This window comes from Halochromatium glycolicum, assembly GCF_016584085.1.
Lineage (GTDB): Bacteria > Pseudomonadota > Gammaproteobacteria > Chromatiales > Chromatiaceae > Lamprobacter > Lamprobacter glycolicus.
In genome coordinates this window covers 153,010-173,322 of record NZ_NRSJ01000003.1, presented here as the reverse complement: position 1 = coordinate 173,322, position 20,313 = coordinate 153,010, and the positions used below count along the sequence as shown (strand labels likewise).

General features: G+C 67.5%; 12 protein-coding genes. 5 read left to right on the top strand and 7 right to left on the bottom strand.

Annotation, left to right across the window (positions count from 1 at the left end; all coding sequences use genetic code 11):
• Positions 1 to 161 precede the first annotated feature (161 nt).
• The 4 genes from CKO40_RS03040 to CKO40_RS03025 are packed head-to-tail and all read left to right on the top strand — an operon-like array spanning position 162 to position 6,335.
• Entirely contained in the window at positions 162 to 899 is a 738-nt protein-coding gene (locus CKO40_RS03040) for a hydrogenase subunit MbhD domain-containing protein (protein WP_200344593.1), read from the top strand.
• Complete coding sequence (locus CKO40_RS03035) at positions 896 to 2,548, top strand: complex I subunit 5 family protein (protein WP_200344592.1); 1,653 nt, start codon at positions 896 to 898, stop codon at positions 2,546 to 2,548. The genes CKO40_RS03040 and CKO40_RS03035 overlap by 4 nt, the downstream gene beginning before the upstream one ends.
• Positions 2,545 to 4,050 carry a complex I subunit 5 family protein gene (locus CKO40_RS03030; protein ID WP_200344591.1) on the top strand — a complete coding sequence of 502 codons (1,506 nt, stop codon included), beginning with the start codon at positions 2,545 to 2,547 and terminating at the stop codon, positions 4,048 to 4,050. The genes CKO40_RS03035 and CKO40_RS03030 overlap by 4 nt, the downstream gene beginning before the upstream one ends.
• On the top strand, positions 4,047 to 6,335 hold the full coding sequence (locus tag CKO40_RS03025) for a complex I subunit 5 family protein (protein WP_200344590.1): 2,289 nt from the start codon (positions 4,047 to 4,049) through the stop codon (positions 6,333 to 6,335). The genes CKO40_RS03030 and CKO40_RS03025 overlap by 4 nt, the downstream gene beginning before the upstream one ends.
• 235 nt (positions 6,336 to 6,570) lie before the next feature.
• On the opposite strand, the gene CKO40_RS03020 is transcribed toward CKO40_RS03025, so the two are convergent.
• The 7 genes from CKO40_RS03020 to cmoA form a co-directional block, all read right to left on the bottom strand.
• The gene (locus tag CKO40_RS03020; RefSeq protein WP_200344589.1) at positions 6,571 to 8,601 is read right to left on the bottom strand and encodes a mechanosensitive ion channel; all 2,031 of its coding nucleotides are present in this window, start codon (positions 8,599 to 8,601) and stop codon (positions 6,571 to 6,573) included.
• Positions 8,602 to 9,012: 411 nt separating this feature from the next.
• Positions 9,013 to 9,873 carry a Uma2 family endonuclease gene (locus CKO40_RS03015; RefSeq protein ID WP_200344588.1) on the bottom strand — a complete coding sequence of 287 codons (861 nt, stop codon included), beginning with the start codon at positions 9,871 to 9,873 and terminating at the stop codon, positions 9,013 to 9,015.
• 200 nt (positions 9,874 to 10,073) lie between these two features.
• Entirely contained in the window at positions 10,074 to 13,247 is a 3,174-nt protein-coding gene (locus tag CKO40_RS03010) for an efflux RND transporter permease subunit (RefSeq protein WP_242476754.1), read from the bottom strand.
• Positions 13,244 to 14,575, bottom strand: a complete 1,332-nt coding sequence (locus CKO40_RS03005; protein ID WP_242476753.1) for an efflux RND transporter periplasmic adaptor subunit — start codon at positions 14,573 to 14,575, stop codon at positions 13,244 to 13,246. The genes CKO40_RS03010 and CKO40_RS03005 overlap by 4 nt, the downstream gene beginning before the upstream one ends.
• Before the next feature lie 432 nt (positions 14,576 to 15,007).
• A complete protein-coding gene (locus CKO40_RS03000) occupies positions 15,008 to 15,595 on the bottom strand; it encodes a putative molybdenum carrier protein (protein ID WP_200344584.1) in 588 nt (195 codons plus the stop codon).
• 440 nt (positions 15,596 to 16,035) lie between these two features.
• On the bottom strand, positions 16,036 to 17,091 hold the full coding sequence (gene cmoB / locus CKO40_RS02995) for a tRNA 5-methoxyuridine(34)/uridine 5-oxyacetic acid(34) synthase CmoB (protein WP_200344582.1): 1,056 nt from the start codon (positions 17,089 to 17,091) through the stop codon (positions 16,036 to 16,038).
• On the bottom strand, positions 17,088 to 17,825 hold the full coding sequence (gene cmoA / locus CKO40_RS02990; RefSeq protein ID WP_200344580.1) for a carboxy-S-adenosyl-L-methionine synthase CmoA: 738 nt from the start codon (positions 17,823 to 17,825) through the stop codon (positions 17,088 to 17,090). Before cmoA ends, cmoB begins: the two co-directional genes overlap by 4 nt.
• Positions 17,826 to 18,007: 182 nt before the next feature.
• On the opposite strand from cmoA, the gene ppk1 reads away from it, so the two are divergent.
• A complete protein-coding gene (gene ppk1 / locus CKO40_RS02985) occupies positions 18,008 to 20,224 on the top strand; it encodes a polyphosphate kinase 1 (RefSeq protein WP_420827353.1) in 2,217 nt (738 codons plus the stop codon).
• Positions 20,225 to 20,313: the final 89 nt, after the last annotated feature.

Sequence of the window (20,313 nt, the reverse complement as noted above, 5' to 3'; positions counted from 1 at the left end):
TCGGCAGCAGCGAGACGCAAGACCTGTCGCTCGGCGAGCGCGCGACGCAGCGCCGGCATCATTCTCTACACAGGAGCTCGACCGCCTCCCATGAGCCTCGATGACAGCTCTCGCTCGACCGGCTTCGGCGCCTCCCCGATGATGCCCGGCGTTGCTCGCTAATGGCGCTGGCAGCCGCGTGGGGGCTGGCGGGCCTATTGCTCCTGCTGGCCGGTCTCTCGCTGTTCCAGCGCGACCTTTGGCGCGCCTGTGAGGCCTTCGTCGCCTTCGCGCTGCTGATGGCGCTGGCCTGGCTGCTGCTCGGGGCGCCCTGGCTGGCGCTGGCTGAGACGCTGCTCGGGGCGCTGCTGACCGGCGGCTCCCTGCTGTGGACACTGCGCGGACGCGGGGCGCTGCCGCGCCTGGCGCCCGTCGATGAGACGGCGCGGCGCGCGCGTTTCAGCGCACCGCTGCGCTGGCTGCTGATCCTGGGCTGGCTGGGACTGACCGGTCTCGCGCTGGTCTGGTTGCTCGGCCCCGAGGCGCTGACACCGCCGCGCTCGACCTCCACGCTGTTGGCCGCGACCGGCGTGCCGATCATGGGCCTGGGGCTTTGGGCCTTCGCCGCCCAGCGCCATCTGCTGCGCCGACTATTGGCCTTCAACCTGCTCGGTTCCGGGGTGTTCCTGCTGCTGGGCGGGCTCGCCGCGCCGGCTGCCGCTGCCACCGCGGAGGTCCGAGCATTGATCCTCATCGGCCTGATGATCGCGCTGCTCGGCTCGGTGCTCGGTGCAGCGCTCTTGTTGCGCCTGCATGCGCAGGCGGGCCAGGTCACCCTGAACCCCCTCTTCAAGGCTCGCTCGAACGCCGGTTCAGGCTCAGGCATGGCCCCGGGCTCAGGCATGATCTCAACCCGATGAGCGCGACACCGTTCCACCTGCTCTGGCTGCTGGGCGCGCCGCTGGCGCTCGGGCTGCTGGCCTGGGTGCGCCCGCCGCGGCACAGCGGCTTGGTGCTGCTGGTCGGCCTGCCGTTGCCGCTGGTAGCCGTCTGGCTGCTGCTCGGGCTCGAGAAGGGACCGATGGCGGGCCGGCTGGCGCTCGGCCCCTTGATGCTGCACTGGCGCTTCGACGGCTTGGCGGCACTGTTGCTGCTGCTGACGCAGCTGTTGCTGCTGGCCAGCGCCCTCTATGCCACCGACTATGCCCGCGCCACCCGGCTCGGCAGGCACGCCTATGCCGGCCTCTGGCCGCTGCTCGGCGGTCTGGCGCTGGGGTTGGGACTGATCTGGATCGCCGCCGACCTGCTGCTGCTCTACGCCGGGCTGGAGCTGATGGGGCTCTGCGCGGTAGGCCTGATGCTGCTGCCGGGCAGCAACGCGGCCCTGAGCGCGGGCCTGCGCTATCTGCTGTTCGCGCTGGTTGGCTCGCTGGCCTGGCTGCTCGGCATCGCCCTGCTGCTCGGCGCCGGGGGCCGGCTCGACCTGGCCGGACTAGCGGCGCTCACCGAGCCCGAGCCGGTGATCCGGATCGCGCTCGCGCTGCTGACCAGCGGGCTATTGCTGAAGGCGGCGATCTTCCCGCTGCATAGCTGGCTGGCGCCAGTGCATGGCAGCGCCTGGACGCCGGTGAGCGCGATCCACGGCGCGCTGGTGGTCAAGGCCGCGTTCTTCATCCTGCTGCTGCTGTGGCGCGCGTTGCTGCCGAAGGCCATCGCCGGCGCCTGGGCGCTCGGTGCGCTCGGCAGCCTGGCGGTGCTCTGGGGCGGGCTGCAGGCCGCGCGCGCGGCCGGGCTCAAGCAGCTGGTGGCCTGGTCCACCGTCGGTCAGCTGGGCTATCTGATGCTGGCCTTCCCGTTGCTGGCCGGCACCGGCGCCGACGTCGCCACGATGGCCTGGCAGGCGACCTGGCTCCAGCTCGGCGGCCACGCGTTGGCCAAGGCGGCCCTGTTCATGGCCGCCGGCAACCTAGTGCTCGCGACCGGCGCGGACCGGCTGACCGCGCTGACCGGCACCAGCCGCCGGCTGCCGCTGGCGTGGATGACCTTTGGGCTGGCGGCAGTGACCCTGATGGGGCTGCCGCCGAGCGCCGGCTTCACCGCCAAGTGGCTGTGGCTGCAGGCGGCGCTGACGGCCGGCCAGTGGCCCTGGGTGGTGGTGCTGGCGCTCGGCACGCTGCTCAGCGCCATCTATGTGTTCCGGGTGCTGCGCTGCGCGTTCGTCGAGACAGGGCCAGAAGGGGACCCGGAGCCGGCGTTGAAGCCAGCGCTGAAGCCGGAACCAGGGCTGGGGCCAGCGCTGAAGCAGGAGCCGCGGCCGAAGCCGGAGCTGAAGCCGGGGCCGGAGCTGAAGCCGGGGCCGAAGCCGGAGCTGAAGCCGGGGCCGAAGCCCGCACCGGAGTTGAGGCCAGCGTCAGGGCAGAAGCCGGCGCTCGAGCCGCGCCGGCCGCCGCTGGGGATGGAGCTGGTCGCCTTGGCGCTGGCGCTCGCCGCGCTCGCGCTCGGGCTCGCCGCGGCCTGGCCGCTGGCGCTGCTGCCGGCGGTGGCCTCGCCACCGGCGGGGGTGCGATGAGCGCCCTGCTGCCGCTGGCGACCCTGGCCAGCTCGCTGCTGACCGCGGTGGTGATCTTCCTGCTGCCGGAGCTGGCCGTTCGCACCCGCACCGCGCTCAACCTCGCCGCCGCGCTCATCAAGCTGGTGCTGGTGATCGGGATGGCCTGGGGGTTGACCCGGGGGCAGGTCTACGCGTTCGAGCTCCCGGTCGTCGAGGGCCTGAGCATGGTGCTGCAGGTGGACGCCCTCGGGCTGACCTTCGCCGGGCTGTCGTCACTGCTGTGGCTGTTCACCACCATCTATGCGATCGGCTACCTCGAGGGCTCGCCCAATCGCCGGCGCTTCTTCGGCTTCTTCAGCCTCTGCGTCGCCAGCACGCTGGGCATCAGCCTGGCCGGCAACCTGTTCACCCTGCTGATCTTCTACGAGCTGCTGACGCTCTCGACCTACCCGCTGGTCGCACATCGCGGCACGCCGCAAGCATTGGCGGCGGCGACGGTCTATCTGCGCTATACGCTCAGCGCCGGGCTAGCGCTGATGATCGGCCTGGTCGCGTTGCAGGTCTTGGCCGGGGATCTGCGCTTCGGCCAGCGCGAGGTCTTGGCCGCGCTCGGCGCTGAGCATGAGGCCGTGCTCGTCGCCCTGTTCTGGCTGCTGCTCCTCGGCTTCGGCGTCAAGGCGGCGCTGGTGCCGCTGCACGGCTGGCTGCCGCGGGCGATGGTGGCGCCGGCGCCGGTCAGCGCCCTGCTGCATGCGGTGGCGGTGGTCAAGGCCGGTGCCTTCGGCATCATCCGACTGGTCTACGATGTCTATGGCATCGGCTTCAGCGCCGCGCTCGGGTTGCTCGACGGGCTGGTGCTGATCGCCTGCGTGACCATCGTCTACGGCTCGCTGCGCGCGCTGACCCAGCAGGAGCTCAAACCCCGCCTGGCCTTCTCCACGGTTAGCCAGGTCTCCTATATCGTGCTTGGGATCGGGCTGTTCGGGCCGCTCGGCACCATCGCCGCGCTCGCCCATCTGCTGCATCAGGGGCTGATGAAGGTGACCCTGTTCTTCTGTGCCGGCAATTATGCCGAGGAGCTAGGGATTCACCGCATCGATGAGCTCGACGGCGTCGGCCGACGCATGCCGCTGAGCAGCCTGGCCTTCACCATCGGCGCGCTCGGCATGATCGGCATGCCGCCGGTGGTCGGCTTCATCAGCAAATGGATGCTCGGGATGGGTGCGGTGCAAGCCGAGCGGCCCTGGGTGATCGCGGTGCTGGTGGCCAGCACCCTGCTCAACGCGGCCTATTTCCTGCCCATCCTCAACCGCCTCTGGTTCCGGCCTGGACCGGGCCAGGGGATCGGCGCCTGGCCGGCGGCGCGCGCGCCGAGCCGCCTCGAGACCAGCGCCTGGCTGCTGCTGCCGGCGCTGGCGACGGCGCTGCTGAGCCTGCTCGCCGGGATGTTCGCGGGGCTGCCGTTCAGCCCGCTGCAGTGGGCGACTCGGGTGGTGGATCAGACCTATCTCGCGCTATGACCGAGCTGTCCCTCGCGCCCTTTTCGCTCGCGCCACTCCCCCTCGCGCCTCTGCTCATCGCCACCTTGCTGTGGCCGCTGCTGCTGGGATTGCGCACCCTGCTGCAGGCGCTGATCGCGCCGGTGAGGCCGCGCTTGAGCCCCGTTTGGCTCTTGGATTGGTTGTGGATCAGTGCGCCCTGGCCCGCGCTCGCGCTTGCCGTGTTGGGCGCTGACGGCAGCCTGCGGCTGGATGCCTGGCTGTTGGGCGGACACTGGGAGCTCGATGCCCAACGCCGGTTGCTATTGGCCTTTACCGCCCTCCTTTGGGGGCTCGCGGGCGGGTATGCGCGCGGCTACCTGGCTGCCGAGCAGGCCTGGGCCGCGGCCGGCGACCGGGACGCGCGCGGGCGGCTGCTGCGCTTTGCGCTGTTCTGGCTACTGACCCTCTGCGGCAATTTGCTGTTGCTGTTGGCCGAGGACATCGCCAGTTTCTACCTCGGCTTTGCGTTGATGACCTTCGCCGCCTACCCGCTGGTGATCCACAGCGGCCGCCGCGAGGCGCGCATCGGCGGCCTGGCCTATCTGGTCTTGGCCGTGCTCGGGGAAGGGATGATCCTGGCCGGCCTGCTGTGGGGCGCCGGGACGGGCTCGGCACTCACCCTCTCGCAGCTGCGCGCGACCCTGGCGACGGCGGAGATGGGCCTCTGGATGGGGCTGCTGCTGTGGCTCGGCTTCGGCGTCAAGGCTGGCGTGATCGGCCTGCATCTGTGGCTACCGTTGGCGCACCCGGTGGCGCCGACCCCCGCCAGTGCAGTGCTCAGCGGCGCGATGATCAAGGCCGGCCTGGTGGGCTGGCTGAGCACGCTGCCGCTGGGCATGAGCGCTGTCGATGGGCGCTTTGAGGGGCTGGGCCTGGTGATGCTGGCGGCCGGTCTGATCGGCGCCTTCGCCGCAGCCCTCTTGGGCGTCGCGCAGCGTCAACCGAAGGCGGTGCTGGCCTATTCCAGCGTCAGCCAGATGGGCCTGATCGCGGTCCTGGTCGCGCTCGGACTGTTGCAACCGAGCCATTGGCCCGCGCTCAGCGCCCTGGCGCTGTTCTTCGCCGCCCACCATGGCCTGAGCAAGGGCGCGCTGTTCCTCGGCGTCGGCATCAGCGAGCAGGCACCGCGGTGGCCGGCCTGGCTGCTCTGGACCCTGCTGACGCTGCCGGCGCTATCACTCGCCGGTGCCCTGGGGTCGGGGCTGATCACCAAATGGGGCGCGAAGACGCTGCTCGAGGCCGCAAACGAGAAGACCCTGGCGTTCTGGCTGAGCCTGGCGGCGGTCGGCACCACGCTGCTGATGGCACGGACGCTATGGCTCCAATGGAAGCGATGGCGCGAGACGGGCAAGATGGGCCTGACCTCGAGCCGCGAGCCCCGCGCCAGCCAGAGGCCGATTGCGAGCAGTGAGCCAAACCCCGCCGCCCGGGCGAGCGATGCGTTGAACATGAGCGCATTCAAGCCACCCCACGCGAGCCTCAAGCTGCAAACGGATCTGAGCTCAAGCATTAGCCAGAGCCAGAGCCAGAGCCAGAACTGGAACCAGAACCGGAGCCACCGGCTTGCGCTAACAGGCGCTGATGATCAGCGCTTGCTCGCGCCGATGCCGCTAGCCTGGCTACTGACCATGATTGCGGCGCTCAGCCTGCCGTGTTGGGGCGGCTGGCTGACGGGCGACTTCCCGGCCGGACTCACCGATGGGCTGCCCCTTGATCTCGCAGATGAGGCCGATGACAAACTCGGTGACGACCTGAGCGACGGACTTGAAGATGGACTGGTGAGCGAGCCGCCGTCGGAAGCCTCCGCCGGATTGTCCGGCGGCCTGTCCGGCGACCTTGAGGGGATGCACTCGGGCCAATGTGCGAGTGGCTTTGCTTGGCCGCCGCTCAGCGCGCTCCCCGCCCTGCTCTGGCCGGTCGGGCTCGGGCTGCTGTTGGCGGTCATCTTCGGCTGGGGTCTGCGTCGCTTCGCGCCGCGGCTGAGCTCCTGGCTGCCGGCGGGTGATCTCTGGTGGCCCTTGACGGCCTGTAGCCATTGGCTATGGCGTCTCGGACGCCGATTGTTGCGGTGGCTCGGGGCCGGGCAAGCAGCCTGGATCACCTGGTGGAATGCGCGCGAGCGCGATGGCTTGCGCGGCCTGGATACGCTGATCGGCGCCGAGGACTGGCTGCGCCGCCAGCTGCCGCTCCTTCTGATGGCCGTGGCCTTGGGCTTGGCTGCCGCGCTGTTGCTCAGCGCGGCGCACAGGCCGCCCTGGCCCTAGCCGGCCGCATCAAACATATCCGGCATCCGACTCCGAATCCAGGGGCGCGATCGAAACGATCGGGTAGCCCGAAAGACCTCGCTGACGTTCATGGCACGCTATCGCTCCGGCCGATAGACCCCGGGAGATTCAGGGTCAACTCGAGCGCGACAGAGGGCATTCCACTGACCCGATGCGCCGGCTTGGCCGTCTGAGCGCAGGTCAAGCGATACGAACGCGTCGCAGCGGTTCCGCCTCAAGCCGTCGCCTGGTGCAGGGTGATCTGGGTGAATGGGATGGTCCAGTCGTGGCGGTTGCAGGCATCGACCAAGATGCGCTGAATAGCGGCGCGAACGCGCTCGCTACGCGGCGCGGCCGCGCCATCGAGCTGGACCTCGATACGGTAATCCAACGACGAGGTGCCCACCGATTCGAAGATCACGCTGACGGCCAGCAGCTGGCCCGCATCAAGAAGCGTCGGCAGTGCTGCATCAAGGGCCTCTTGCATCAAGCGCGGCACCTCACTGGTGGCGACAGCCCGATGACGGTAGTCGATACCGAAGCGCTCGACGATGCGGAACCGCTCCGAGAGCCGGCGCGGATGCTGATTCAGGAAGCGGCTGGTTGGGTAGACGATCTCGGCGCCGCCGAGGTCGGTCAGGCGGACCGTGCTTGGGCTCTGATGCGCGACCTGGCCGAGCAGCCCGTCCTCGAGCTCGACCCAGTCCCCGCAGCGGGTCGGGAACCAGGGCTCGCCCCCGCCGGCCGGACGCGAGTGATAGCCCACGAGGTCACGCACCGGCAACTGCTGCACCCCGCCCTCGAGCTCGGGATTGCTCAGCTGCGCCCGAAAAGCGAGCGAGTCGACCCGGTAGGGCACATCGTTGAAGACGACCCGCTCGCCCTCGCGCACGGTGCCGACATTCAGGATCAGCTTCACCGACTCGACCTGGCTCGGTAGGGTCTTGATGCTGGCCCAGCCAACGCCGATTAGGAAGATCAGGATGAGGCCGAGCATGAACCAATCACCGGCCGCATTGAATACCGCCATCATCGCGAGCAGGCCGCCGAGAATGCTGAACGCATGCAACAGCAGCAACGTCAGCCGGCTGCCGAACTGCTGCTCGGCATTGGGCTTGCGCACCCGCATGATCCGGCCGGCGACCCAGCGCACGCCGAAGAAGACCAGGCTAAAGGCTGCGATGGCGAGCAGCAGGTTCAGACCGCGGGTCTGGAAGAAGCTGCGTGCATAGGAGGTGGTTTCATCGAGTAGCGACTGGCGCTGCTCGAGCTTATTCTGCAATTGCAGATCAAGCGCGGTGTAGCGGTTACTCGCCTCGTTGGCGATCCGTTGCCAATGCTCCAGACGCTCAGCAAGATGTCCACGGAGGGAATCCTGGGGCTCCTGTTCGAGCAGCCACTGCAGCCGTTCCACGGCCTGCTCGGCCAACTCCTTACGCTCGCCGACCGTCTCGATCTGGCCGCGCAGCTCGGCGATAGCGCGCGATTCGGCGGTCGCGCTCTTCAACTCGGCCAGGATCGGCTGCAGCAGCTTGCTCAGCTCCTGCTGCCAGTCGAACGGCTGCTCTTGCTCCTCCACGAAGGGGCTGAGGTCGATCTCGAGTGCAAAGCGATCGAACTGGCGGCGGTTCTCGGCCAGCTCCGCGCGGAGCTCGCGGAGGCGGTTGGCCAGCTCCTCGCGAGTCACCGAGTCCTGGGCCTCGACGAGCTGCTGCTGAACCTTGGCGACCTGCTGCTCCTTGCTCGCCAACGCCTGATGCAGCGCGTCAAGGGATTGCAGCGTCGAGGGATCGATTGGTCCATCAGGCCCGGCATCAAGACCAGCATCGAGACCAGCATCAAGACCGGCATCGAGACCGGCCGAGGGCCCGTCAGTAGCAGGTGCCGACGATGTTGCATTGATTGGGCCCAGCGGCTCGGCAGAGGCGGTCTCCTCGCCCTCGGCAGGCTTGGCAGCAGCGGTCTCTTCACCGTCGTCAGGCTCGGAAAACGCGGAGCCCCCGCTCTGCCCCCCGCTCTGCGAGGTGCCAGCAGCCGGGACCTCCTCTGGTGGGCGCACCTCAGCCGCCTCGGTCTGCTCCGTCTCAGGGGCGGTGCCCTCGACCGGAAGCGGGGTTGCGGGAGCGCCATCCTCTTGGGCCAGCGCTGTTTGGGCCAGCGCTGTTTGGGCCAGCACTGTTTGGGCCAGCACTGTGGCCCCGGCGCCGGCCAAGACCAGGAAGAGTCCAGCGACGAGGGCGGCGGGCAGCCCGCAAATCTTGATCATCGGGTACCTCTGGGGATGCTGCCAAGAAAGCGTCCAGTCATTCGATCGCCATGGTTACGATACCGCATCAGAATAGGCTGCAGCACGGACTTCGACGCCTTGCCTCCGATACCGTGTAAGCGACCCACCGCGCTCTAAGGCGATTTCTGTCAAAGCTCATACCGCCTTGCTGGCCTTTTCGCTCGCCTTCTTCGTCGCGCCGCCGGTCACATAGCCCGGCTATGCTCCCGGCGACGCTCCTCGAAGGCAAACGACAATCCTGCGCAATTCGGTACGAGCTTTTCCGGCAATCGCCTAACCGGAATCAGCCGTCGTAGCGGGGCCGCCGGCGGGCTCGATGGTCGCCCGAGCCACTGCTGCAACCGCCCATGCGAGATCGCGCGGGGCCGCTGGTCATCTCCCTTATGCCCCTCAGCAGATTTCCAGGATGGCAGAAACCAACGCTCGATCAATATCGAGCGCATCGGCGATCTGCATCGGGTCGAGACCCAGCGCGTGCAGCTTGGTGACGGCGGCGATACGGGTGGCGTCGCGCTCCGCCTCGGCCAGTTGCCTCGCCTGTTCTTCCTGCTGCCACTGTGGATAGACGAAGGACCGGTAGACGGGATCGTGCCGCAGCGCCGCCAACGGCCTGTGCCCGAGCAGGTCGCGAATGTGGAATTGGAAGCCAGGCAGGATCTCGGAGCGAACGAGGCCATCAGGGCCGAGCACCGACTGGAAACCGCCGTCACTACCCCGCGACAGAAAGGCCAGGCGCTCGGGATTATGATGAATGATGTAGTACTCGCGCACGCCGCCTTGCGCATAGTCGTGGCGCTTCTCCACCTCATCGCGCTCACGCGCGGCGCGGTCGCTGTCGGACAGGGCCTCAATGCAGAGGTCGAAGATGCCGCGATAGGAACGCTCGAAGTCACCTAAGGGGACGGGATTGTCGTTGCGCACAACGCCGAGGTCCGGTTTGCGAATGACGACGCGATCGGACAACGCCAGGCGGAAGCCATGCTCGAGGCCCGTGCACTTGGCGATCGGATGCTGCTTGAGGAACTCATCGAGCAGCGCGCGGAGCCAGCTGTAGATCCAGTAGGTCAGGTTGTCCGACACTGGCTTCTCCTGCAGGCGACCGTTGTTCCACTCGTAGTGCTTGTCCGGGAATGCGTAGTAATAGGCCCAGTACTCGGTCTCGGAGACCTGCCGCCCGTCCGCGTTCATCAGCTCGTCCTCGCTGGGCCGGAGCGCGTCGGTGGTGGGCAAGGCCTTAGCAGTAGCTGGCATGTCGACACCCCTTGGGTGTGGAGCGGATCATCGTCGAGAAACGCTAGAGCGCGGCGGTGCAAGCGTCAAGCGGCAGCCTCCTTGCTCAAGACCGTTGGCGTCCCCTTGCTCCATCCGTCGAGCTCGCCATCGGGACCGGGAACTGGGCCAGAACGAAGGCCGCAAGGCCACGGCGGGCGACGGGTCGCAGTCGAGCAATACTAGCCGGACTCTGGTGCCGGCGTGGGCGTGCGCGTGGGTGGCGCCGGCTGACTTCCCGGACGCCCGAGCCAACGCTGAACCCGCCCATGGATGCTCTCGTGGATCGACAGCAGCGACGGGATCACCAATAACACCAGCACGGTCGCGAACGCGAGCCCGAACGCGATCGAGGTCGCCATCGGGATCAGGAACTGGGCCTGGTACGAGGTCTCGAACAGCAGCGGCATCAGCCCAGCCACGGTCGTCATCGAGGTCAACAGCACCGCACGCAGGCGCTGGCAGGCAGCCTCGATCAGCGCCGACTGGATCGCATGGCCTTCGGCGCGCAGCTGCTTGTAGAAGGTGACCAGGATGATCGAGTCGTTGACCACGATCCCAGACAGCCCGAACATCCCGAACAATGACAGGATGGTCAGGTCGATCCCCATGATCCAGTGCCCGAGTAGGGCGCCGGTCAGCCCGAACGGGATCACCGCCATCACCACCAGCGGCCAGCCATAGGACGCGAACACCCAGGCCAGGATCAGGTAGATCAGGACCAGCCCCAGCATCAGCCCCTTGCGCATATCGGACAGCGTGTCGCGCTGATCGGCCGAGCGCCCCTCGAACGAATAGTCGATCCCGTAGTCGCGCTGCAATTCGCTCAGGGTGCCATCCTCGAGCCCGGCGATCACCTCCCCTGCGGTGGTCACATTGGTATCGACATCGGCGGTGACCTCGACCGCGAGCTTGCCGTCGGCATGGCGCAAGACCTCGAAGCCGCGCCGCGAGCGCCAGTCCGCGACCGCGGTCAAGGGCACCGACTCGCCGTTTGGGGTGCGCACGTTCAGCCGATAGAGGCTCGCCAGGGTGCCACGCTCGGCCGCCGGCAGGGTCACCCGGACCTCGACCTCGTCCGGCCCGTCCTGGAGGATCTGCACCAGTTGGCCGTCGAACGCGGTGCGCAATTGCCGGCCGAGATCGGCGACGGTCAGGCCCAGCGCCTCGCCGACCGGGGTCAGCTCGTAGATCAGTTGCTCGCGGCCATAGGCCATGTCGTCCTCGACCTCGAGCACGCCGTCGATCCCGGAGAGGGTCTCGGTCAGCGCCAATGCCGCCGCCTTCAGTGTCTCGGCCGAGGCGCCGGTCAGGCGCACGGTCAGATCCCGGCCCGGCGGACCGACGCGGCGCGCGGTGATGTTCAGGCTCTCAAGCCCGGCCGGCATCCGGATGCGCTCGCGCCAGGCACGGATCAGCTCATTGTTGCGCACCGCGCGCGCATCCGGCTCGACCAGCTCGATCTGCAACGAGCCGAGCTGATCGGCCGATGATCCGCCGCCGCGGCCACCGCTCTTGGAGCCTTGGAAGGCGATCACGACATTGATCAGATCGCCCTGATCGAACGCCTGCTCGGTCTCGTAGAGGGTCTCCTCCAGGTGGTCCAGGAACCCGTCGACCCGCGCCCGCGGCGTACCGGCCGCGAAGGTCACGTTGGCATTGATGATCTGCGACTCCGGCGTCGGGAAGAACACGAAGCCGAGCCGACCGCCGGCGAGCAGGCCGACCGCGATCGTCAGCATCGCGATCGCCGCTGCCAGGGTCGTGAAGCGGTTGCCGATCGCGGCCGTCGCGATGGGCCGGAAGACGCGGTCGCGGAACGCCTCGAAGCCGCGGTCGAGCCGCGCCCGCAGCGAGTTGGGCTTGAGCTTGTGGGTATGGACGAAGGCGTTGCGCAGGTGGCCGGGCAGCACCAGGAAGCTCTCGACCAGCGAGGCCAGGATCACGCAGATGATCACCAGCGGGATGGTGCCGAGGATGTTGCCGATGCGCCCGCCGACCAGGATCAGCGGCAGGAAGGCGGCGATGGTGGTCAGCGACGAGGCGATCACCGGCGCCAGCATCCGCCGCGCGCCGCCCTCGGCGGCGAGCAGCGGGTCCTCGCCCATCTGATAGTGCGCCATCGCATCCTCGCCGACGACGATCGCATCGTCGACGATGATGCCGAGCGCCATGATCAGCGCGAACAGGCTGATCATGTTGATGCTGCCGCCGGCCAGGTAGAGGATGAACAGGGTCGCCGCGAACGAGACCGGGATGCCCCAGGCGACCCAGAACGCGACCCGGCCGGTCAGGAACAGGTAGAGGATCGCGACCACCAGCACCAGCCCGCCGAGGCCGTTGGTGACCAGCAGCATGATGCGGCCCTTGACCAGCTCCCAGGAGGCGTCATAGGTGACGAGCTCGACGCCGGGCGGCAAGGTCTGCCGGGTCTCGGCGAGCCAGTCGGTAAAGGCGCGCGCAGCCTCCAGGGTATCGCCGCTCTCGCTGCGCTGCAGGATCATCTCGACCGCCGGCTGGCCGTTCACGGTCAGCAGCACCGAGCCCTCGCTCGGCACCCGCTCGACCTCGGCGACATCGCCGAGCTCGACCCTCAGCTGCTGATCGGCGCGCACCGGGATCTGCTCGAAGCCGAGCGGCTCGCGGCGCTTATCGAGGCTGCGCAGCTCGCGTGCGCCCTCGGCGCGCCCGATCGCGCCGGCCGGCAGATCGAGGCTGAAGTCGCCGACGCGCTGACCGATCTGTTGCAGACCGACGCCGAGCTGCTCGAGTTCGTCGTTGTCGACCTGGATGCGGATCTCTTCTTCCGGCAGACCGTTGATCTGCACCTGATCGAGCCCTCGCTCAAGCAATTCGGACTCGAACCGGCGCGCAAGCTGGCGCATCTCGGCGCGGTCCTCGAGCCCGGTGATCAAGAAGCGCGCGACCTGCTCGTAGCGGGTCGTGAGCGCGACCTCGGGCTTCTCGGCATCCTGCGGGAGATTGCGGAACTCGTCGACCGCGCGCCGGACCTCATCGAGCGCGAGCAGCGGATCGACCCCCTCCTCGAACTCGAGCGTGATCGAGGCGATGCCCTGGCTCGAGGTCGAGGTCATCTTGTCCAGGTTGTCGACGGTGCGCAGGCGCTGCTCGAGCGGGTCGGTGATCCCGTCCTCGATATCCTCAGCGCTCGCGCCAGACCAGATCACCCGCACCGTGACGATGTCGAGTTCGAAGGTCGGGAAGAACTGCACATTGAGCCGATCCAGCGCGAAGGCGCCGGTCAGCAGCATGATCACCATCAGCAGATTCGCCGCGACCTTGTGGTGCGCGAAGATCCCGATGATGTCACTGCGATGGGGCATCGGCGCGCTCATCGCGTGCGTCCTCCAGCCGCGCTGAGGCCCGAGGAGGCCGCATCGGCCGGGACCGCATCCGCGGCCGGGCCGAGCGTGCGATCCGATACCGCCTCGGACGCGCCACCAGCGGTTCCCTCCAGCGCCTCGTCGTTGATGATCTCGACGCGCAGCCCCTCGATCGCGTTCGGCATATGCGTCGTCACCAGCGCATCCCCGGGGGCGAGCGCGTCCGACTGCACCAATAAGCGCTCTTCGTCGCCATCGCCTTCACGGGTACCGAGGCTCTCGACGTCGATGCCCCGCATCCGACCGTCCTCGACGACATAGAGCCGACCGCCGCCGTAGACGGCGCGGAAGGGCACGGCGACCACTGCCTCACGCGCTGGGCGTTCGAGCTGCACGGTCAGCAATTGCCCGAGCCGCAGCACCGCCGGATCGCCCTGCACCTGGAACAAGGCATCGACGCCGCTTGGATCGGCCTCGCCCGCCAGCCGATCCAGGGTCAGCGCAAGGCGCTCGCCGCCGATGGTCGTGCTCGCTGTCAGCGGTTCGCCCTGCCGCAGCGCGGCGATCAGCTCATCCTGGTATGGAGCCGGCACCCGCGCCCGGATCTCGAGGCTGTCGATCGCATAGAGCCGCGCGAGGGCCTCGCCCTTGCTGACCTGATCCCCCTCGGTGACCGCGACGCGGCTGATGATCCCGTCATAGGGGGCGCGTACCGTGGCGCGCTCGTACTCGAGCTCGAGCTCGAGCAGGCGCGCCTCGGCACTGGCGAGCCGCGCCTGCAGCGCCCGCAGCCGGCTCGGGTGATCGGCGATGTTCATCTCGCGCTGACTGACCGCGAGCTGCTGCTGCGCCTCCGCCTGCTCGGCCTCGTCGAGCGCCTGCTCGGCCCCGACCTTCTGCGTCTTGAGCCGCTGCTGCCGGGCGACCCCTTGGCGGGCCAGCTCCAGCAGCCGCCGCTCCTGCTCGAGGGCCAGTTTGTCGGTCTCGAAACGGTTCTGCTCGCTCTCGATCTGCGCCTGCAGATCGGCGATCTCGGCCTCGACCTGCGCAATGCGCGGCAGGAAGTCACGCTCATCGAGGCGCAGCAGCACCTGCCCCTTCTCGACCAGGTCACCATCCTGCACCTGTACCTCGGTGACCCAGGCCGCGGCCGAGGCGGTCGCGCGCAGCAGATCCGGCGTCTCCACCTGGCCGTAGAGCTCGAGCTCCGGCGAGGCGCGCACCAGCTCCACCGGCTCGACCTCGACGCGCCAGACCCGTTCCTGCACCGTTGGCGACTGTTTCTCGGGTTTGGTCGCCTTGAGCATCTGGAAGACACCGAAACCGATCGCCAGGAGCAAGATAGGCAGCAGGACTTTGAGCAGGCGTTTCACTCGAGATACCAAGGTAGCGTCATAGGGAAATCGGGGTAACGGCAGGAGCGCGACCCGGTTTGGGGCCGCACGGACCGGCTGCTCGGGCGGTGATGGCCCGCGCTCGCAGCGCGAGAGCGCATTCGCTCAAGGTAGGCACCAGGACGAGCGGGCAACCCCACCAGCAGGTGAAGGCCAGCCGGAATAATCCACTGAACCACGGATGAGATGGAGCCAGATGCCGTCACAAGCCCCATTGCGCCGCTTAGTGTCGTGGTGAGCAGCGCGAATCACAACGACGAAGCGCATCACCTGGGTCCGCAGCGACACGCGGCAGGACAGTCGCCGCAAGCGGCCATGGACAGCTCAGCGAGATGCCGGATCGCGTCACGACTGAGCATGGCGCCGGCCGCCGCCGGGTCAGCTGCTCGCACCATCGAGGAGTGCACGCAGCCAAGCGGCCGCATCACGCCCGATGCCGGGAGACTCTGACTCCCGCGGGCCGGCAACGTTCAACACACCGATGCCCGCCGCATGGAGCCAGTCACGGATCGGAGCCTGGGGTGCCTCCAGGTTCAGATCGACGATGCGCAGCGGATGCCCGCGGTCGCGCGCGAGCGCGACCGTCAGCGCCGTGCCACCAGCGAGCTCGCCGCGTGTGAGCACCAGCGTCGCGTCGCTGTCGCGCAGATTCCATTCCGTCCGTTGCGCTGGATCGGCCTTCGGCGTCTCCTGTAACGGATAGCGCAACCGGATCGGGCCATCCTCGGCCCAGCGGCCGCGCGGACACCAGCCGCCGACCTCCAGGCCGATCCGAGCTGCTCGCTCCAGAGCGACATTGAGCGCGGCCCGGTCGACACCGGTCTGACCGCCGCTCAAGACCCGTCGCAGCGGCAACCGCTTCTGCGCTCGTCGCCGCTGCTCGATCAGCTCCCGATCGCGCCGGGCGAAGTAGCTGTCCTCCTCCGCCTGGCCTTTCAGGCGCATCTTCTCGACGAAATCACTCATCAACAAGCCCCGACGGCACGTAGTGATCGGCCTCATGGTGCGAGCGCTCATCCTCAGTGATAAAGGTAAATCGTCCCACTTCGCTCGAACGCCAACCTGACCCAAGGATCAAGACTGACTCTAAGGCGATTTCTGTCAAAGCTCATACCGCCTTGCTGGTCTTTTCGCTCGCCTTCTTCGTCGCGCCGCCGGTCACATAGCCCGGCGATGCTCCCGGCGACGCTCCTCGAAGGCAAACGAACATCCTGCGCAATTCGGTACGAGCTTTTCCGGCAATCGCCTAAGAGGGCCGCTCGATGGCTAGCCCCCAAAAAACGGCCATGGGCATGCGCTCACGCATGGGCGTTCTGTCGGCGCGGCGGCGTTCGATGATGACGGCGTGCCGTTTCCCGAGTAGTTCGCCGAGCTGCAGGCGTGCGTTGGCGCCGCCATCAGCAGGTCTAACCGCTGCGTGTCCCGATCAGGATCGCCCGTCGCGGGGCCGGATAGCCCTCGACCGTGCGCAGCGGGTCCTGTGGATCGAGGAAATCGGCCAGCGACTGGAATCGCATCCAGGGCGTGGCGCGCTGTTCCTCAGTCGTGGTGCGGGCGATGTCAACCACGCGGATGTTTGAAAAGCCGGCGGTCTGGAGCCAACGCGTCAGCAGCGCAATGGTCGGGATCGCATGAACGTTGCGCATGCGCGCGTAACGGTCTTTCGGGATCAGCAGCTGCTCCTGCGTGCCCTCGAGCACCAATGTCTCAAGCACCAGCTCACCGTCGTGCCGCAAGCAGCGGCGCAACCGTTCCAGGTGCGCCAGCGCGTCGCGCCGGTGATAGAGGACGCCCATCGAGAACAGGGTATCGAAACAATGACCGGCCAAGTCGGTCAGTGCCGGCAGATCATCATCAGCCAAGGGCAATACCGCACAGCATTCAGCACCGATCAGTCGATTGACGGCCAGGAACTGCAGCACGAAGCGCGGGGTCGGGTCGATCCCGAGCACCAGCTTCGCCCCGGCACCGAGGGCGCGAAAGCCATAGTAGCCGTTACCGCAGCCGACATCGAGCACCCGCCGCCCGGTCAGGGGTGCCACCGCGTCGGCGAGCCGGTCCCATTTGCGATCCGAGCGCCATTCGGCGTCGATCTCGATACCATGCAGACAGAACGGGCCCTTCCGCCAAGGGTGTAAGGCTTCGAGTGCTTCGCGCAGCTGTGCGGCCTGAGCCGAGGAGGGCGCTGTATCGGCAGCAACGCCGACGCAAGGCGTTTCCAGCATCAGATGATCGGCCGCCAGCCGCGGCAGCCGCTCGAGCGCAGCGATCCAGCCGGGCAGATCGCCATGCCGTGCGGGCTGCAGCCGTTCCTGGGTCAACCGACTCAGCGGTCCCGCCCAGCCCGCCGCCGGTGTCGTGCGCAGGCACTCGAAAAAGGGAGCGAAACCTTCCCAAAGCGCGTGTCGAGCATTCGCGCCGGCCTCAGCGCCCGCGCATTCGCGTGTCGACCCCGACCTCACCGCGCAATCCAACCAACGAAGTTCAGGCACTGGAAGAAACGCTCGACCCGCTCGAAACCGGCCTCATGCAACCGCGCGATCTGTGTCGGCTCATCATCCGGGATCAGGACCTGTTCCAGCGCCGCGCGCTTGCGGGCGATCTCGAGCACGCTATAGCCTTGGGCCGCCTTGAAGTCCTGATGCAGCTCGGCGAGCAGCGGATCGGGTTCGGACAGCGCAACCTTCTCGACCAGGATCAGCCCGCCCCCCGGCCGCAGCCCCGCCTGGATGCGCCGGAGCAGCGCCAGCCGCTGCCCCGGTGCGATGAACTGCAGCGTCAGATTCAACAGGACGACGCTGGCGTCCTCGATCACGACCTCCCCGACGTCGGCACAGAGCGGCCGCAGCCGGCCGGCCGCGATCGCCTCGACCAGTCGCCTCTCGAGCTCGCGCAGCATCGCCGGCGCATTGTCGACCGCCACGATGCAGACACTGTCGTCATCGCCTGAGCTCGGCAGGCGCGCCAGGATGCTGGCGCTGCTCGCGCCGAGCGAACAACCGAGGTCGTAGATCCGAGAGCCCGGCTGCGCCAGCCGCGCCCCGATCAGCCCGATCAGCCGAATCAGCTCCGCCCAGCCCGGAACCGAGCGGGACAGCATGTCACTGAACACCCGCACGACGCGCTCGTCGAAGACGAAATCACCGCGCGGGGCCTCATGGCCGGCATAGAGGCGATCGTAGGGGGAATCAGACATAGGGCGGGATCAGGCATAACCACATCCGGCAGCGACGCTTGTCTTCCACAATGGCCACAGAACGACTTGCGGCGAAAGAGAGCAAAACGCGGCGTGGAGCAGACGCTGGTAGGATAATCTAGCGTTTCGGACGAGCCGCGCAAGCCGGGGAAACCATGATTAACGATGCCAATGCAGAATCGATGGTCGATGAGGACGAGGCCGACATCGAATCGGTCGTGACCAACCCACCGGCCAGCAACCCCGAGCCGGACCTCGATGACCCGTCACTGTACCTGAACCGCGAGCTGACGTGGCTCGCGTTCAACCGGCGTGTGCTGCACGAGGCCGATGATCCACGCACGCCGCTGCTCGAGCGCGTCAAGTTCCTGGCGATCGTCAGCAACAACCTCGACGAGTTCTTCATGAAGCGCATCGGTGGGCTCAAGCAGCAGGTCGCTGCCGGCGTGCACAGCCCAACCGTCGATGGCCGCACGCCGATGCAGCAGCTCGATGAGTGCCGCGCCGAGATCGCCGCGATCCAGACCGACCAGGAACGCATCTACCGCGAGGTGATGGCAGCGCTGGAGGAGCACGACATCCGCCTGGTCAAGGTCGATTCCTTGCCGAAGGATGTGCGCGAGCGCCTGCGCGAGCACTTCCGAACCAACATCTTCCCGATGATCACGCCGCTGGCGATGGACCCAGCGCATCCCTTCCCGTTCATCTCGAACCTGGCGTTGAACCTGTTGGTCCGACTCCGTTTCCCCGGTGGCAGCGAGACCTACATGGCGCGGGTCAAGGTCCCGGTGAGCAAGGATGTCTCGAAGCGGCTGATCCAGGTCGATGGCCTCAACACCTTCGTCACGCTCGACGATCTCATCGTGAACAACCTGGACATGCTGTTCCCGGGCATGGAGATCGAGAGCTGCGAGCTGTTCCGCGTGACCCGGAATGCGATCGTCGAGCCGGAGGAGGAGGCCGCCTCCGATCTGCTCGAGATGATCGAGACCGAATTGCGCGAGCGCCACTTCGCACCGATCGTCCGGCTCGAGGTGCAGGCCGGGATGGAGCCGGTGCACCGCGGGATGCTCGCCGCCGAGCTTGGACTGAACGAGGCCGATGACGTCTACGAGGTCGGCGGTCTGATGGGCCGTCGCGATCTGTTCGAGATCGCCGGGCTGGAGATCCCGGAACTGCGCGACAAGCCGCATCGCTCCGGCGACCACCCGGTGCTGGGCAATGACCGCCGCAACATCTTCCACATCATCCGCGAGAACGGTCCGCTGCTGCTGCAGCACCCATACGAATCGTTCTCGACGACGGTCGAGCGCTTCCTGACCACCGCCGCCAAGGACCCGAAGGTCTTGGCGATCAAGATGACGCTGTACCGGACCTCGGGCGGCGCCATCCTGGACGCCCTGATCAAGGCGGCGCGCAATGGTAAGCAGGTCGCGGTGATGGTCGAGCTCAAGGCACGCTTCGACGAGGCCGCCAATATCGGCTGGGCGCGCCGGCTCGAGGCCGAGGGCATCCATGTGACCTATGGGGTGCTCGGGCTCAAGACCCACTGCAAGCTGATCTTCGTGGTGCGGCGCGACTATTCCCAGCTGCGCCGCTACTACCACATCGGCACCGGGAACTACCACGGTGGCACCGCAAAGCTCTATACCGACCTCGGCATGCTCGGCTGTGACGAAGAGATCGGCCAGGACCTGACCGAGTTGTTCAACTACCTGACCGGCTACTCGCCACCACCAAGCTACCGCAAGATCCTGGCTGCGCCCTATACGCTCAAGCGCGGTATCCTCGAAAAGATCGAGCGCGAGATCCGGGTCCACGAGCGCCCGGTGGAACAAGGAGGCGGGGACGGGCTGATCCAGATGAAGATGAACGCGCTAGAGGACCCGGATATCGCTCGCGCGCTCTACAAGGCGAGCCGCGCCGGGGTCAGGGTCGACCTGATCGTCCGCGACACCTGCCGCTTCCGCCCCGGCGTTCCCGGCCTGAGCGAGAACGCACGGGTCGTCAGCATCGTAGGCCGTTTCCTCGAGCACGGCCGCATCCTCTACTTCCGCAACGGCGGCAACGAGGAGTACTTGATCGGCTCAGCCGATATGATGCGGCGCAACCTCGAGAGCCGCGTCGAGGTCCATGCCCCGGTCGAGAACAGCGAGCTGCGTCAAGAGCTGCGGTTGATCCTGGACGTGCAGCTCGCCGACCAGCGCTCCGCCTGGGAGATGCAGCCCGACGGCAGCTACCTGCAGCGGCAGCCCGATGACGAGAACGCCAAGGGCACCCAAGAGACCCTGATGGGGGTCGCTGAGAAGCGCCTTTCAGCGGCTGCCAAGCACAAGGAGAAGAATCTGCGCTCGCGGTTACTGAGCCATTTCGAGCACCGACTCGCAAATAGCCTCTAGTCGCCCCTCTCATTGGCCCGGCCTGGGCAGCCACTGCAGCCAAGGGACCGCGGGGTTTTCGGTTCGCCGCCCTATGCGGCCGGGTTCGA